Genomic DNA, 14,400 nt, shown 5'->3' on the forward strand with positions numbered 1-14,400 from the left:
CCGACACATTCGAAGATGATGGGGTGCTTCGGCGTCGTGGCGCCGGCGGCTTCGGCGGCACGCCACACGTGCCACCAGGGCAGTCGCAGCCGTTGCAGCTTCTCGATGGTGCCGACAGCCAGATCGAACGCCTCGAGGATGCCCTGCAGGTGTGTGCCGCTCGCGTCCGTCGTGTAGGGGGAATCCTGTGCGGGGTCGACGACTGTGTCGGCGCCGCAGGCGGTCGCCAGCGCGCGCCGGCCGGGCGAGAAGTCGCTGGCGATCACGGTGCGCGCGCCGTGCGCCTTGAGCATGCAGATAACCGCGAGACCGATTGGCCCGCAGCCGATCACGATCGCGACGTCACCCTTGCCGACCTCGCCGCGCCGCACCGCGTGCCAGCCGACCGCCATCGGCTCGGTCAGGGCGGCCACCTCGGGCGCCAGCCCGTTGGGGACTGGCAACGTCAGCGACTGCTCGACGAGAAGCTGCTCGGCGTAGGCGCCCGGGGCCATCGTCGACAGCCCGATCCCGTGCACCTCCTTGCCGCGCCGCAGCAGCGGCAAGGCGACGACGCGGGTGCCGGCCCGCGGGGCCTTGCGGGTGCCGGGCCCGTAATCGAGCACCTCGCCGCAGAATTCGTGGCCGAACACCACGTGCTGGTTCGATCGCATGAACGCGTCGTACCCGGATTCGGCCATCACGTCGGCGAGCTCGTCGCAGTGGTGGCGCGCATGCAGGTCGGATCCGCAGATGCCGCACCGCTGCACCTCAATGAGCAACTGGCCCTTGCCCGGCGCCGGGGTTGGGGTGTCGACGACTTCGAGCTTTGCGTTGGTGCACGTGACGCTCTTCATGCTTGGGATGGTCCTCGGGCTATCGCGAAAGTGCAATGGGCGACGCGTTTCCCGACGCGAAAGGGCGTCGGTAGTCGCGCTCTCGTGGCCCCTACGAGCCGGCGGCGCTGCGAAGCGCTTCGAAGGTGTCGGCGACGGTTTCGGTCGGATCGCGATAGGTGATGCCGAGTTCGCGCTCGCTTGGCGAATCGTCAGAGGCCGGCATCTGGGTGTAGTACTGCATCCCCGCCGAGGTGAAGGGCGTGTCGAAGGGCAGATACCGCCCCGCTCGATCCAGCACCGCACCCGCTACCCGCAGCGCGGTGTCGGGAATCGGGACGGCAACCATTGGCGTGCCGGCGATTTGGCCGAGCATGTTGGCCAGCTCGGCCGCCGGAACCCGATGCCCGCCCGCGGTGTAACGGCGCGGCCCGCGGCCCGGCTCCAACAGCGCCGCGTGCAACGCGGCCAGATCGCGAACGTCGACGACCAACCATGCCGCGCTTCGCCCCGGGATCGCATGCATCTGCAACGCGGCCTTCACGCCCTCGCCCGCCTCGCCGAATTGGTCACCGACCGGCGGACCGAGAACCATTCCGGGATAGGTGATGTTCACCGGTGCCCCCGCGTCCTGCAGGCCGCGCGCGTAGATCTCGACTTGCGCCTTTGACGTCCCATATCCGTCCGCCCCGCCGACCACCGGCAGGTCCGCCGTCAACATCTCCAGGCCGGGATGAAACAGCGCGGTGAAGCTCGACACGTGGACGATCGGATCCAGGCCGAGCTCGACGGACTGGCCAAGGACGTTCTGGGCTCCCTGCATGTTCGTGGTCAGCATCTCGTTGGTCTGGCGCGGGTCGGTTGCCACCAGGGCGGCGCTGTGCACGACGGCGTCGCAGCCGCGCAACGCGTCGCGGACCGAGACGCGATCCGTGATGTCCCCGACGGCGAAGTCCGACACGTCGACTCCCAGTTTCGCGACCGAGGTCTGCAGCCGATCCGGATTTCGCACCAGGAACCGGATGGAATGTCCGGCGTCAGAGATGAGCTTGGCAGTCCAGCCGCCCACGAATCCGGTCCCGCCCGTGATCAGAACGTGCATCGTGCGATTCTCGCAACGGCCGTCGGTTACGGAGGCGCCAGGGGTACTACAGATGACTGGCGGCGAAGTCCGCGGCTTGATCTGTCATGCCGTTCACCCCGTACATGACATGCGCGGCGTTGTCATTGCCGGTACCGCAAATGGGGTCGCCCTGTGCGCACAATTCGAGGGTCTTGGGCTTGTACAGCGGGCCGATCGCGATCGGCGGCGCGCCATACTGCGCCAGCCATTGGTCGGAAGGCGTCCCGAACAGCGTCACCGCGGCAACGTGATTGGCGATCTCGGGTGGCATCGGCTTCGGTACCAAGTCAGCGGGCACTCCGGGCGGTACGGCAGCCGAGGTCACGTAGCCGTCAACAGCAGCACCCTGGGAGTAGCCGCCCAGCACCTCCCGGGTCTTGGGGCAGTTCGCCGCCATGGACTGGACGTGAGCGCCGGCGTCGCGAATCCCGTCGATCACCGTCAGCGGAAAATCAGGATTTCCGAAGTCACTGCTGGCTGGGTAATTGACGGGATACACCCCGAGCGATCGCGCGCCGATCCGCCCGCGCAGGGCGTCGACGAATTGTTGCCCTATGTTGCCGACGCCGGGTGGCTCGCCCGTGCCGCGGGCGAAGATGACTTCGACGTCGGGACAGGGGTCGGCCGACGCCAAGGGGGCCGGCGGTCCGAGCAGTGCGGAAGCGAACAGTACCGCGCCGGCGACCACCACCCGGCGCACCCATGTGCCGATCAAGTCCACGACCTCCACCCTTGGTATTCGATGCCGATCGCGGTAGGGATTGCCCCCGGCCTCGTTTTTCAATCGTCCGGTGCGCCCCGGGCTATGGCGTGGCTATTTCCGGAAGGCGTCCTTCACCTTCTCGCCGGCATCCTTCAGGCTGGATTTGGCCTGGTCCGCGCGGCCTTCGGCCCTGGTGTCGTCGTTGCCGGTCGCCTTGCCGATGGCCTCTTTGGCCCGGCCGCCCAAATCGTCGATCTTGTTCTTCAACTTGTCTTCGGTACTCATGTACTTTCGGCTACCCACGTACGGCAATGGATAACGTGGCGGGCTGCCACCATGGAGGTTGTGAGCACCGCAATCGTGGTGGCCGTGGTGGCGACGCTGATGCTGCTGGGTATCAGCATGGTCGTCAATCAGCTTCTTCGGCTGAGGAAGTTTTTGCGGGAAGCGCCGCCCGATGCGCCCCCGGGCGCCGACGTGCGCGAACCCCCTGACCAACCCCACTGCTAGCTTCATTCTCGATGTCGACTCTGCTGGTCCCCGACGACGGCCTGCCACGCCACGTGTGCGGCGCCGCCGATCCGCATTTCGCCAACGTCGTCAAGTCGTTCGCCGAGCGCTTTCCCGGGCGGCGGCTGGGTGGGGGAGCCCTCTGCGTCTACATCGACGGCCGGCCGGTCGTCGACGTCTGGACGGGGTGGTCGGACCGGGCGGGCACCGAGCCGTGGACCGCGGACACCGGCGCGATGGTGTTCTCGGCGACCAAAGGGGTCGCCTCGACGGTGATTCACCGGCTGGCCGATCGTGGCCTGTTGTCGTATGACGAGCCCGTCGCCGAATACTGGCCCGAGTTCGCGGCCAACGGGAAGGCCGAGATCACGGTTCGCGACGTCTTGCGGCATCGATCCGGTTTGTCGCATCTGCGGGGCGTCACCAAGACGGAGCTGATGGATCACCTCCTCATGGAGCAGCGCCTGGCCGAGGCGCCCCTGGATCACCTGCGCGGCGTGCAGGCGTATCACGCGCTGACCTATGGCTGGCTGCTGTCCGGTCTGGCCCGCGCCGTCACCGGCAAAGGCATGCGGGAGTTGATCCGCCAGGAGGTCGCGCGGCCGCTCAACACCGACGGCCTGCACCTCGGCCGCCCGCCCGCCGGTTCGCCCACCAGGGCGGCGCAGATTCTGATGCCGCAGGGCAAGTGGCGCATGCCGGTGCTCAAGTTCGTCGCACCGCGGGTGGCCGGTCTGCCGTTCTCCGGGGCGCTCGGCGCGATGTATTTCCCCGGGGTCATATCGCTGGTGAAAGGCGACACCGCGTTCCTGGACGGCGAGGTGCCCGCGGCCAACGGCGTGGTGACCGGACGCGGCTTGGCCAAGATGTTCGCGGTGCTGGCCAACGACGGCCGCATCGACGGCAAAAGGTACCTGTCCAAGGAGTTGACGCGCGGTCTGGCGGGTCGGTCGCCGTTCAAGTGGCCGGACGCGAACATGGTGGTGCCCATGCCTTTTCATCTCGGCTACCACGAATCGCCGGTGCCCGGATTGCTCAAGGGTTTTGGTCACGTCGGGCTGGGCGGAACGCTGGGCTGGGCCGACCCGGAGACCGGCAGCGCGTTCGCTTACGTCCACAACCGGCTGCTGACGCAACGGCTGTTCGACATGGGATCGTTCGCGGGCCTGGCCCGGCCGCTGCGCACCGCGATCGAGGCCGCCCGACATCAGGGTCCGCTCGAGGTGCCGCAGCTGGGTGCGACCTACGCCAAACCCGCCCGGCGACGGGCGGACGCGGCGGCGTCGGGCAGCGCGTAGCTTTTCGGCCGCTAGGTCTTGACGAAGCCGCGCGGGAGCGTCAGCGGTAGGTCGGCGTAGGTGACGATGCCCGGCGCCGCGGCGACGACGGCGGGGATGGCGTTGATCGCGGGCACCGCCGTCATGATGTGCCCGAGGTCCATGAAGTCGGCGATCGTCTCCGCCTGGAAATACGGTGGCGGCAGGAAGCCGACCTTGGTGGTGACCGTCGGCTGCCCGTCGATCTGGACGACCCAGCCGTCCTGCTCGATCTTCCAGTCGGGCTCGAGCGTCTGTCCCTTGCGCCACCGGACGTTGAGGTCAATCACCGTCTTGCCGTCGAGGATGCCCTGCCAGCTGATGTAGACGCCCGCCACGCATCCCGCTTCGATGGTCCAGGACGCCATTTCGAGATCGGCAGTGGTCTGGGCGAATTCGGCCACGCAGCGGACCTCGTCGAGTTCGACGCCGAGCGCGTCCCCCACCAGCTGGACCGCCTCGCCGAAAATCGCCGTCCCCGTGGCGGCCATCTGCTGCAGCTCGGGATGGTCGATCGGCTGGCCGAAGCCCACCGGCTTCTCGGTGTCGGGCGAATCGTAGAACGTGGTGTCGGCGGCCTCGTTGACGGTGACCTTGTCGATCCGGTTGCACACCATCGCCGACACGATGGCCAGCAGTTCGGCGAAGCCCGGGCTGACGCCCGACCCGAAGAGCGTCGAGCCGCCCTGCTCGCAGGCCTCCACCAGCCGGTCGCGGCCGTCGCCGAGGTTGCGCCCGGTGATGAAGGACGCCGTCGTGACGACGTTGACGCCGGCCGACAGGATGCGGACCAGCTCGGCGACGTCGAACCACATCGGGTTGTAGACCACGCAGTCCGGTTTCAGGGCGAGCAGCGCGTCGACGTCGTTGGTCGCCGCGATCCCAAGCGGCGGAATGCCGACCAGTTCGCCGGCGTCGCGGCCGACCTTGTCCTTTGACCAGGCATAACACCCCACCAGCTCAAGGGTGGGGTTGTCGGCGATGGATTTCAGCGAGCTCTTGCCGACGTTTCCGGTGTTCCACTGAACGACGCGATAGGTGTTTGGCACTCGCTCAGCATAGGGAATCGACCCGAATCTTAGTAGGGCTTAGTAGGCGGATTCGGCGGCGAGGATCTCGGCCAGGAACGCGTCGTCGCCGGGGCGGTCCAGCCGCGCTCGCGCCCAGCGACGCACCCGCTCCCGCATTTCGCGCGTCTCGCCCGCGACGTCGGCGCCGACGGTCACCGACGTCGCCGTCCAGTCGTGGTCCCAGGCCGCCGACTCCGTGACCGGCCGCTGCTGGCCGTCGACCAACGGAAGGGTGGCGCGGCCGTCGGCGTCCAGGACACCGGTGCCGCTGATGACCCCCGATCGCAGTCGCACCTCCACGCCGGCGGCCGGGTCCGGCCCGATGACGGCCGCGCGCACGGCGGCGACCGGCGCGGCCCCGGCCGCCTCGACGACCCAGTCGACGGTGTCCTCGCCCGCGTCGAATATCGCCGGCGGAACCGCGCCCCAGTCGATCGATGCGACGCCGCCGGCGATCGCCGTTGCCCCCCGCGCACCCGTGTCTCCAGCGGCGGCCAGCGCGTAGTCATCCTGATAGCGGCTCGGCATCGAGAGTTCGGCGCCCGAATCATCAAGGGCGGCACGCAATTCCGGCCACCCGATGCCATCGACGCCGGCTTCGTCGGCTACCCCGGCGCCGGCCCGCACCAGGTCGAGCACACGCGGATCGTCACTTCGGGCGTGCATGAGCAGGGCCGCGGCGTGCGGCGCCAGCAGCTGCGCCACGTCCGAATCCAGGGTGTCATCGGTGAAGAAGCCCTGCGCCCCGTTGGTCAGCAGCGCGACCTCGACGTCGAGCAGGGCGCGGTCCAGCCCGGCGATGCCGTTCCGGCGACTGGCGGGCCACCAGCGCCGCAGCCAGTGGCCGAGGGCCAGCCGTCGCAGCGGGTCGACCGATCCGGGCACGATGTCGACACCGGTCAGCTCGACGCTTTGTGCTTGGTCTGTGGCGTCGTCGGTGGCGCCTAATGCGGATGCCAGCGCGACGTGTCCGGACTCGCCAAGGACGCGCCACAGCCAGTCGGCGCGCGCCAGATCGGTGAAGGTGATCTGGGCCGCGCCGGTGGGATCGTCGACCGTCCAGGACAGCACGGCACCACTGACTTCCAGCACCGCGGTCAGCGGCGTGGGTGCGGTGGCGGGGCCGGTTTGCCAAAGACCGGAATCGGCAACCAATCTCATCCGGCCACCTGCAACTCCAGCATCGCCTTGATCCGCTGCCGGTGGTCGAGGCTCACCGAGCGCGCGACACCCTCCAGCAGCGACCGCACGTCGTCGACGTCGTCGCAGGGCTCCTGCCAGACGTCGCGCCCGTGCAGCCGGGCCCAGAGCCGGCTCAGATACGGCTGCGCATAGGCGGCCAGGTCGTCGACGACCTGCCGTTGCCGCGGATGAATCGGCCCGCCTTCGGCGAGATAGCGCCTGGCACGCAAGACATAGGCTTCCTTGCGCAGCCGGGCCTGAATCTGCGCCGCCAGCCCGTAGTGACTGATGACGGACGGGTCCAACGGCGCCAGCTCGACCGCCACCTCGATGCCCGCGACCAACGTGGCTTGCTTGTCCTCGGACAACAGCCCCCATGGCGCGCAGGCGCGGTCGACCTCCTCCTCGCACAGCAGCGGGATGTCGGGCAACGCGTCGCGGTCCAGGGCGCGCCGCAGCGTCGCGCGTACCCGGTCCACGACGCTGCGGTCCAGCGGGCGATCGCTGTCGGAGCCGGCGGACATCTGCGGTTTGCGTTGTGGTGCAAAGGAACTCAGACCCAGTTCGACGATCGACCACGGTAGCTCGGCCGTTTCGGTGCGGGCCAGGGCGCCCAGGTTGTACGGTGCCGGGTCGGCGATGACGGCAGACCACGCCCGTTGGCGGGCGGCCGCGGCGCTGTGGCCGGGGTCGCGGCCGAGCGCGGTGGTGAGCTCGGCCAGGAAGGGACCGGTGTCGGTCCTGCCGGCCGCCCGCACGTCACGCCAGCTGCGATCGAGCTGGCCGGTGAGCGTGGCGACGACGTCTGGGCTCGCCACGTACTGGCGCAACACTTCGATCGCGGTGCGGTCCCGGCCGAGGTGAATTTCGCTGAGTATTGCGGCCACCGTCCCGCGATCCTCCGGTGCCGGTGGGCCTTTCGTCACCGCGAGCTCGAAACACACCGGGAAGTACAGCTCCTGGGCGTTTCCCGTGCGGATCCGCTGCCGGCGGCGCTCGAGTTTGAGAGTGTCGAACCATGCCGCGGCGGAACGCAACTGGGCAGCGCTCCCGACGATCAGCTCGTGCATGGCGGCGGCCGTCTCGGGATCGACGACGGGGTTCGAATACTGGGGATTGGACCGCAGCCGCAGCACCAACGGGTCCACGATGCGTTTGACGGTGCGGCTCAACGGGCCGCCGTCGTCGCTGCTGAGCACCTCCACGCCGGGACCGATCGCGCGCCACGCCTTCTCGATCACCGACCTGCGCGGGTGGCCGACCGCGATGGCGGTCGCCACCTGCGAATCCGCACTCATCAGGATAGGATAGGGGCTTTCCGAAGATAGCGGCAGCGAAAAAGTTGGGTTCGGTAGCCGGTCCGTACCGCGAACCTGGTCACATGAAGATGCTGACAATGCTGCTGTACACCGCTTTTCGAGGCCTCGTCGCTCGGCATCGGCATTCCCATGAGCGCACCGTCGGCGTCGGCACCGTGCGCGCGGTCGGGCGCCAGGTTTTCGTCGAGGTGGTGGCGGTGTCGGGGGAGACGTTCGTCGGCAAGTTGGCGTGTGGTGAGGGCTCGGACGCCTCGATACTGCGCCCGGGCCTCGTCGTCCTGGTGGCGTTCGATCCCGCTGCCCGCGAAGAGCTTTCGCTGCCCGACGACGTCTTGGCCGTCCACTGTCAGCGAGCGCCGTCGACGGCGAAACTGACCAGCGCGGCCCAGTAGAGCGGGCTGGCCGTGGCGTCGCCGTCGCGCCAGCGCCGCATCTGCTCACGCTGCCATCGATTCACCGCGCAGCCCGCGTCGACGGCCTCGTGTGCCTCGTCGACGGCGATCACCGCGTCGGACATCGGATCGGTCCGGTCATCGCCCGCGAACTGCCGGTAGGCCGCGGTGGTGGGCAGCGACCACAGCGTGGCGGTCACCAACTGTGCGCCACCCAGGATCACGGCGGCCACCAGGCCCGTCGCCTCGTCGAACTGATAGTCACCGCCCGATGCGCAGGCCAGCAGTGCCACCCGGGGCGGCATCGGCAGCCGCAGCGCCATCAGGTCCGAGGCGGTCAGCGGGCGGTGGTCGCCGATGGCGTCGGCGTCTCCGGGAGCGTCCGCGGTGCAGGCCAGGTGCAGGGCGGCCCGATCGGCCTGGGCGGCATGGCCATCCGGCGAACTCGCGTGGCCGACGTACATCAGCCTGCTCGGGGACTGCGCCAACAGTTCGGCGAGCCAGCGGCGGTCGGCATCCTGACGCCGGAACAGTTCCACCGCCGCGTCGACCGTCGGCAGCACCGCACGGTGTGCCATCAGCCCGGTGTAGTGCCGCGCCAACGCCGTCTCGGCCGATGGCCTGCCGAGCACCGACCCGAGCGCGGAGTCCGGGCGCTGGCCGGGCACCCGGGGGTCGAGCACCAGCACCGGGGGAGCGTCTCGGCGGGCGTCCCACCCAGCCGGTGACCGCGGCGAGTGCACGATGTTCTGCGGCACCGCCATCAGCACGTCGACCATCTCCATCAGCCGGTACCCGTCGGTGTGCTCGCCGATATCGGCCAGCTGCCAAGGGATTCGGGCGGCAACCCTGCCGCTGGCGGTGATGGCGTCCTGGCGGGCGCGGACGAGTTCTTCCTTGCTCGGCCCCGACTTCGGCAAGGCCAGCAGGCCCCACGGGACGCGAGCCAGGCGCGCAGTGGGCGAGACGAACAGCACCGCGCGCGGGCTTGCCACGCATTCCGTCAACAGCTGCCACCCGGGTTCGGCGATGAGCAGCACACCCAGGATGTAGGCGAGCGTCGGCTCGGCCTGTGGGGTCGCGAACGGGCCGCCCGTCAGCGCCCGCTCGATGGCGTCTCGACGGCTCTGACCGTCGTGCGGCTCCGGCAACGCGTCGGCCAGCTCCTGCAGCGCCGCCAGCAGAATCGGTTCCTCAACCACCCAATTGACGGTTCTGGACGGCTGCCCGACGATCCGCAAACTGGCGTACGTGACGATCCCGAGATCCGCGAAGCGCAGGACCAGAGTCGGCCGGTCCGTGTCACTCATGGCCAGGTCGACCAGGCGGGTTCGTCGGCGGTGACCGCCCGGCCGTAGCGCTGCAACGCCAGCGCGCGATAGTGACTCAAAATCGGGCCGGCGTCCGGCTGCATCTGTAGCGGCGGCAACGGGCCCAGGCGCGTCAGCGATGCGCCGCCGCGCGCCGGCGGGCCGACGGCTGCCAGCGCTTCACCGGCGTCGATCAGCAGCGAAGGGGCGGCCGCGGATGCCCATTCGCCGACTTTGGCCGCCTGCGGTTCGGCATTGAAAGTCCCTCGCGCGCTGTGGTATTCGACCAGTTCGCTGATCAGCTCGGTGTTCTCCCATTCCCAGGCTACGGCGAAGGCACTGGCCAAGATCGGCGCCGAGACGTTGGTGGCCCAGCGTGATCTCGCGTCGGCGTCGGCGATCGAGTACCGCACCGAGTCGACCGCCAACGCGGCCGGCACCTTGAGCTCCGCGGCCTGTTCGAGTTTGGTCATACCGCGCCAATACTCTGGGGTGCCCACTTCGCCGCGCAGGATGCCGAGGCCCTCGGCCTGCCGCGCCTCGGTTTCCTGCAGCGTCTCGTCGGGGTCCCCCGAACTGTCGAACCCTAGGTCGGTCAATGCGTCAGCGCGCCACACGGTTCCGAGGTGGTTGTCGAGTTGCGCGTACTGCAGCCAGCTGCTGCGCGGCGACGAGTCGAGCAGCTCGCGAGCCTGGGCGATCAGCTCGACCGCTTCCGGGAAGCGGCCCCAGAAGATCGCTATCCAGCTGCGCTGCAACAGGATACGGTGCAGGTACAGTGGCTTGCCCAGTTCACGCCACCGCCTCTCGGCGTGTCCCCAGCATTCGTCGGCCGCTTCCAACGCGCCTGAGGCCAGCCGGGTGAGTCCCAGGTACAGCCAGCACCGGGCCTCGTCATGCGCTCGGGCGTATCGCGCGAGGATGGGCTGGGCCTCCGAGACCAGCTGCTCGGTCGTGGCGTGGTCGGCCGCCGACCAGCACGCCGCGGCACGTTCCAATTGCGTTCTGGCCGTGGCTAATTCCCATCCACGCGCCTGTGCGCGGGCTCCCGCGCGACGCAGCCACGGCTGCGCCTCGGACAATCGCCCGGTTTCCACGCAGAACCTGCCGTATGCGGTAGCCGCATCGATCCGGAGATGGTCCCCGGCCTCGCTGTCGCCGCCCAGGTGATCCGGATCCGCTATCGCGCCGAGCACGCGCTCCCACAAGGGAAGCGACTCGAGATGCAGGTCGTCGTCGCAGAGCGCGGTCGCGCACAGCAGTTGTCCATAGGTGAGCAGGTAGGCATGTTCGTCGGCGAGGTCGGTTAAATCGGTGTTCGAGTCGTCCAACGCCGCCAGCTCCTTCGCGGCGCCTTCGTGATCGCCGAGCGCCGCGGTCAGTCCCGTCTGCAGGAATTGGGCTCGCCGCGAGTACCGACGGATCATGTGCGCCACATCCGCGGCGGGCGCACCCGGTTGTGCGGAATAGGCGGCCAGGCAGTCGCGGATGCGCCGAATCGACTCGCGGACGCCATCATTCGCTCCCCGCGCCAGGTAGATCTCGCCAAGCTGCGCGAATGCCTCGAGCGCCAGATCGTCGCGATCCTCTTGCTCGATGCGGGGCAGCAACGACAGCAGCAGATCCCGCGCCGCGCCCTCGTCGGCGGCGAATGCCAGCTGGCGTGCGCGCTCCAACTCGGCCGGAATCGACACGGCTGCATCATAAGTCTTGGCGGCGCAAACCCGGAGCGGCGGACGTGTGATCCAGCCACGTCCGCCGCCCGGAGTTCGACCGATCAACCGCAGGTCACCTTGATGCTGAAGTCCTTGCTGACCATGCCGGCCATCGGGTTCTTCAAATCAGCGCCCTGCGCCTGGCCCGTGATGGTGTAGGTCTTACCGTCCACCGCCACGTTCGCCGAGCCGACCTTGGCGCCCATGCCGCTGCTGACCGACAGCGCGTTGCCGTCGACGACAAGGGCCAACGATTCGACCTTCGGCGTGGCCTCGTCGGTCATCACGACCGCCAGTGCCTGCTGGCCACCGCCGGTGGACCCGCTGCCGATGTCGATCTTGCCGCCGGTTTTGACGCAGGTCACCGAGGCCGGGTTCAACCCCGCGAGGTCGCTGCCGCCGACCTTGACCTGGGCGCCGGTGCCGGTGGAGGCGCTGGGCGCGCCACTTGACCCCGTGCTGGCCGTGTGGCCGCCGCTCGAGCAGGCCACCAGCGCCGACGCGACGCCAAGGCCTCCAATCGCTGCCGCGAGAAGACGTTTCACTGGGATTTCCTTCCTTCATGCGCCGCCCTGTTGGCGTCGTCATGGGAGGAGTACAGAACGCCCGAATTGCTACCGATCCCAATTTTTCGGTGCAACCGGTAGGCTGCCTCGACGTGGCCCTACGAACGGAGGCAGCCGTTGCCGAAGGTGAAATGGCTGGGAAAGCCTGAGGCCCATGACTTTCCGGCCGCGGCCGACTATCTCGCCTTGCTCGCCGACCCGCACACCGTCGAAGAGCTGACCTATAGCCTGCAGACCTCCGACGTTGTGCACAAGAAGGCCAAGGACATACTGCGGGCCGCCCAGCTGAGCCTGCTGCCGGTGGACAATCCACACGTCGCGTCCGATCTCTCCAAGATCAAAAAGGGTGAACCGCTCTCGCCGATCCTGCTGGTCCGCGGCGACTTCGCCACCGGCGTTCCTTTGCAGATCGCCGACGGCTACCACCGCGTGTGCGCGAGCTATCACACCGACGAGAACACCGACATTCCCGTCGTCATAGTCGGCCGGCCGCAATGATCGAGATCCAGACCGTCGGAACGGTGCGGGTGCTGGCCCTGTCTTCGGGCCGGGTCAACGCCCTCGATGTCGAGCTACTGGAGGAGCTGACCGCCGCCGTCGGCGAGCTGCGGGATTCGGGCGCCGGCCCGCTCGTCGTCACCGGCGCGGGCCGGGTGTTCTGCGCCGGGGTCGACCTCAACCGCGTGCTGCAGGGCGGGGCCGACTACGCCGAGCGGTTGATCCCCGCGCTGTCCGACGCGTTCGTCGCGCTGTTCGGCTACCCAGGGCCGACCGTCGCCGCGATCAACGGCGCCGCGATCGCGGGCGGATGCGTGCTGGCATGTGCGTGCGACCGCCGCCTGATCGGCCCGGACGCGCAGATCGGGGCGACCGAGGTCCGCGTCGGGGTGCCGTTCCCGGCCGCCGCGCTGGAGGTCATCCGTCACGCGTGCGGCGATCACGCGGAGGAGGTGTTGCTCGGCGGCGGCCTCTATCGCGGCGGCGACGCTGTCGCCAGCGGACTTGCCCACCGCGTCGTCGCCGACGATCTCGTCGGGGCGGCCGTGGCGGAGGCGTCGGGCCTGGGTGAGATCTCGCCCGACGCCTATCGGCACACCAAAGCCCAGCTGAGGGCGCCCGTTCTGGCGCGGATCGGCGAGGCCGGCGAGATCGACCGCGAGGTGCGTGAGCTGTGGGGTGCCGAGCAGACCCGGACGCGCATCGCCGACTCGCTCGAGCGCTTACGGCGCCGCTGAGTTATTCGTCGTCGACCGCGACGCCGCCGCGGGTGCGCCGACGGCGCATGCGGTGGGTGCCCTTGCCGGTGGGGCGGCGATTGCGCAGCCCGCCCGAGGTCTCCTCGGCGGCCGGCTCTTCGGTCGCTGCCTCTTCGGCTTTTTCGGTGGCGGCGGGCTCTTCGGCTTCCCCGGCCTCCGCTGGCTCTTCAGCTTCTTCGGCTTCGGCGGTTTCTTCGGTTTCCGCGACCGGCTCGACCGTCTCGGCTTCCTCGGTTTCTTCAGCCTCGGCTTCGGTCTCTTCGGCTTCTTCCGCTTCTTCGTCGGCCTCGGACTCCGCTGCCTCGGTGTCCTCGGCGGCTTCGTCGGTCTCCTCGTCCTTCTTGCGACGACGCTTCTTGGGCTTCTTCGCCTTGATCGGTTTCGGCGGTGGCGGCGGCAATTCGGCGACGAACGACAGGTAGAAGGCGAAGATTCCGAGCAGGCCGATCGCGGCGGCGGCGCCGTAGATGCCGAACAGATACCGCCCCGCGGAGTCCAGGCTGAGCCAGATCTCGCTGATCGCGGTACCGACGATCAGCACGCCCGCCAGCACGTGGGCCACGATCGACCAGACCCGCATGGACAGCGCCAGCTGCGGGGTGCCCAGCTCCGGCTTGCGGGTGCGCAGCAGGGTGAACACCACCGGCAGCGCGGCCAGCCCGATGAGCGCGCCCGACGCGATGCGGCCCGCCATCCCCAGTCCGCGCGTCATCTCGCCCGTCAGCTCGTACCAGCGGGGCAGCACGCAGAAGAAATAGAGGACGCCGGCACCGATCGAAAACAACAAGTGCCACGGTATGGCGACCTTGCGCCCCATACGCCTCCTCATGCTGATGGTGAGTCCTCGGCCGCACCGGGGACTAGCTGGCGGAGGATGCGGGATTTGAACCCGCGAGGGCTATTAACCCAACCCGCGTTCCAGGCGAGCGCCATAGGCCACTAGGCGAATCCTCCGTGGCCATGGTAGCCGAGTGCGCTACGGCCCCCACCGGTTGCACGTGGGTTACTCCGGGCCAGGTATTACACTCGCGATGGACCCCGCGCGGCGTCTATCCTGTGAACTCCCCCAGGGCCGGAAGGCAGCAAGGGTCAATGGGCTCTGTCGGGTGCGCGGGGTCCCCTA

Annotated in this window: 16 protein-coding genes, 1 tRNA gene and 1 other RNA gene; 6 read left to right on the forward strand and 12 right to left on the reverse strand. The window is 68.8% G+C overall.

Annotated features, from left to right (window positions below; all coding sequences use genetic code 11):
• From A5736_RS01475 to A5736_RS01490, 4 genes are all read right to left on the reverse strand, one after another.
• The coding region (locus A5736_RS01475) for an alcohol dehydrogenase catalytic domain-containing protein (RefSeq protein WP_076244126.1) at positions 1-836 on the reverse strand (836 nt) is incomplete at its 3' end.
• 91 nt (positions 837-927) lie between these two features.
• Positions 928-1,917, reverse strand: a complete 990-nt coding sequence (locus A5736_RS01480; RefSeq protein ID WP_076125227.1) for an NAD-dependent epimerase/dehydratase family protein — start codon at positions 1,915-1,917, stop codon at positions 928-930.
• Between the two features lie 46 nt (positions 1,918-1,963).
• Positions 1,964-2,659 (reverse strand): cutinase family protein, encoded by a 696-nt coding sequence (locus A5736_RS01485; RefSeq protein ID WP_076244144.1) that lies wholly within the window; start codon positions 2,657-2,659, stop codon positions 1,964-1,966.
• Between the two features lie 93 nt (positions 2,660-2,752).
• Entirely contained in the window at positions 2,753-2,926 is a 174-nt protein-coding gene (locus tag A5736_RS01490; protein ID WP_076125229.1) for a CsbD family protein, read from the reverse strand.
• A gap of 60 nt (positions 2,927-2,986) precedes the next feature.
• Here A5736_RS01490 and A5736_RS26190 point away from each other — a divergent pair, with 60 nt between their 5' ends.
• Both A5736_RS26190 and A5736_RS01495 read left to right on the forward strand, forming a co-directional pair.
• Entirely contained in the window at positions 2,987-3,151 is a 165-nt protein-coding gene (locus A5736_RS26190; protein ID WP_175611155.1) for a hypothetical protein, read from the forward strand.
• Between the two features lie 11 nt (positions 3,152-3,162).
• Positions 3,163-4,449 carry a serine hydrolase domain-containing protein gene (locus A5736_RS01495; protein WP_076244127.1) on the forward strand — a complete coding sequence of 429 codons (1,287 nt, stop codon included), beginning with the start codon at positions 3,163-3,165 and terminating at the stop codon, positions 4,447-4,449.
• Positions 4,450-4,460: 11 nt separating this feature from the next.
• On the opposite strand, the gene A5736_RS01500 is transcribed toward A5736_RS01495, so the two are convergent.
• From A5736_RS01500 to A5736_RS01510, 3 genes are read right to left on the reverse strand one after another with little or no spacing between them, the layout of a single operon-like run.
• A complete protein-coding gene (locus A5736_RS01500; RefSeq protein ID WP_076244128.1) occupies positions 4,461-5,516 on the reverse strand; it encodes a dihydrodipicolinate reductase in 1,056 nt (351 codons plus the stop codon).
• Positions 5,517-5,555: 39 nt separating this feature from the next.
• Positions 5,556-6,698 (reverse strand): hypothetical protein, encoded by a 1,143-nt coding sequence (locus A5736_RS01505; protein ID WP_076244130.1) that lies wholly within the window; start codon positions 6,696-6,698, stop codon positions 5,556-5,558.
• Positions 6,695-8,017 carry a hypothetical protein gene (locus A5736_RS01510; protein ID WP_076244132.1) on the reverse strand — a complete coding sequence of 441 codons (1,323 nt, stop codon included), beginning with the start codon at positions 8,015-8,017 and terminating at the stop codon, positions 6,695-6,697. Before A5736_RS01510 ends, A5736_RS01505 begins: the two co-directional genes overlap by 4 nt.
• Positions 8,018-8,061: 44 nt before the next feature.
• Here A5736_RS01510 and A5736_RS01515 point away from each other — a divergent pair, with 44 nt between their 5' ends.
• On the forward strand, positions 8,062-8,430 hold the full coding sequence (locus A5736_RS01515; RefSeq protein ID WP_371328349.1) for a hypothetical protein: 369 nt from the start codon (positions 8,062-8,064) through the stop codon (positions 8,428-8,430).
• Here A5736_RS01515 and A5736_RS01520 read toward each other — a convergent pair.
• From A5736_RS01520 to A5736_RS01530, 3 genes are all read right to left on the reverse strand, one after another.
• A complete protein-coding gene (locus A5736_RS01520) occupies positions 8,385-9,740 on the reverse strand; it encodes a CHAT domain-containing protein (RefSeq protein ID WP_076244134.1) in 1,356 nt (451 codons plus the stop codon). The two genes, A5736_RS01515 and A5736_RS01520, sit on opposite strands and share 46 nt — an antisense overlap.
• Positions 9,737-11,434 carry a hypothetical protein gene (locus A5736_RS01525; protein WP_076244136.1) on the reverse strand — a complete coding sequence of 566 codons (1,698 nt, stop codon included), beginning with the start codon at positions 11,432-11,434 and terminating at the stop codon, positions 9,737-9,739. The genes A5736_RS01520 and A5736_RS01525 overlap by 4 nt, the downstream gene beginning before the upstream one ends.
• Positions 11,435-11,517: 83 nt before the next feature.
• Positions 11,518-12,000, reverse strand: coding sequence for a lipoprotein LpqH (locus A5736_RS01530; protein WP_076244138.1), 483 nt, complete (start codon positions 11,998-12,000; stop codon positions 11,518-11,520).
• A 138-nt stretch (positions 12,001-12,138) separates the two neighbouring features.
• Here A5736_RS01530 and A5736_RS01535 point away from each other — a divergent pair, with 138 nt between their 5' ends.
• Positions 12,139-12,519 carry a hypothetical protein gene (locus A5736_RS01535; RefSeq protein WP_076059465.1) on the forward strand — a complete coding sequence of 127 codons (381 nt, stop codon included), beginning with the start codon at positions 12,139-12,141 and terminating at the stop codon, positions 12,517-12,519.
• Positions 12,516-13,256, forward strand: a complete 741-nt coding sequence (locus tag A5736_RS01540) for an enoyl-CoA hydratase/isomerase family protein (RefSeq protein ID WP_076244140.1) — start codon at positions 12,516-12,518, stop codon at positions 13,254-13,256. Before A5736_RS01535 ends, A5736_RS01540 begins: the two co-directional genes overlap by 4 nt.
• 1 nt (position 13,257) lies before the next feature.
• Here the strand turns inward: A5736_RS01540 and A5736_RS01545 are convergent, their stop codons facing one another.
• Both A5736_RS01545 and A5736_RS01550 read right to left on the reverse strand, forming a co-directional pair.
• Positions 13,258-14,094: a hypothetical protein gene (locus A5736_RS01545; RefSeq protein WP_076244142.1), complete on the reverse strand. Its 837-nt coding sequence runs from the start codon at positions 14,092-14,094 to the stop codon at positions 13,258-13,260.
• Between the two features lie 48 nt (positions 14,095-14,142).
• A tRNA-Ser gene (locus A5736_RS01550) sits at positions 14,143-14,231 on the reverse strand.
• Between the two features lie 76 nt (positions 14,232-14,307).
• Between A5736_RS01550 and ffs the strand changes: the two genes are divergently transcribed.
• Positions 14,308-14,400, forward strand: an RNA gene (gene ffs / locus A5736_RS01555) — signal recognition particle sRNA small type.

The organism is Mycobacterium sp. SP-6446 (genome assembly GCF_001954045.1).
Lineage (GTDB): Bacteria > Actinomycetota > Actinomycetes > Mycobacteriales > Mycobacteriaceae > Mycobacterium.

What these genes read in the sequence shown, in the direction of transcription:
- A5736_RS01480 (WP_076125227.1), bottom strand. Translation starts at nt 1,917, where the DNA reads ATGCACGTTCTGATCACGGGCGGGACCGGATTCGTGGGCGGCTGGACT.
- A5736_RS01490 (WP_076125229.1), bottom strand. Translation starts at nt 2,926, where the DNA reads ATGAGTACCGAAGACAAGTTGAAGAACAAGATCGACGATTTGGGCGGC.
- A5736_RS01495 (WP_076244127.1), top strand. Translation starts at nt 3,163, where the DNA reads ATGTCGACTCTGCTGGTCCCCGACGACGGCCTGCCACGCCACGTGTGC.
- A5736_RS01505 (WP_076244130.1), bottom strand. Translation starts at nt 6,698, where the DNA reads ATGAGATTGGTTGCCGATTCCGGTCTTTGGCAAACCGGCCCCGCCACC.
- A5736_RS01510 (WP_076244132.1), bottom strand. Translation starts at nt 8,017, where the DNA reads ATGAGTGCGGATTCGCAGGTGGCGACCGCCATCGCGGTCGGCCACCCG.
- A5736_RS01520 (WP_076244134.1), bottom strand. Translation starts at nt 9,740, where the DNA reads ATGAGTGACACGGACCGGCCGACTCTGGTCCTGCGCTTCGCGGATCTC.
- A5736_RS01540 (WP_076244140.1), top strand. Translation starts at nt 12,516, where the DNA reads ATGATCGAGATCCAGACCGTCGGAACGGTGCGGGTGCTGGCCCTGTCT.
- A5736_RS01545 (WP_076244142.1), bottom strand. Translation starts at nt 14,094, where the DNA reads ATGGGGCGCAAGGTCGCCATACCGTGGCACTTGTTGTTTTCGATCGGT.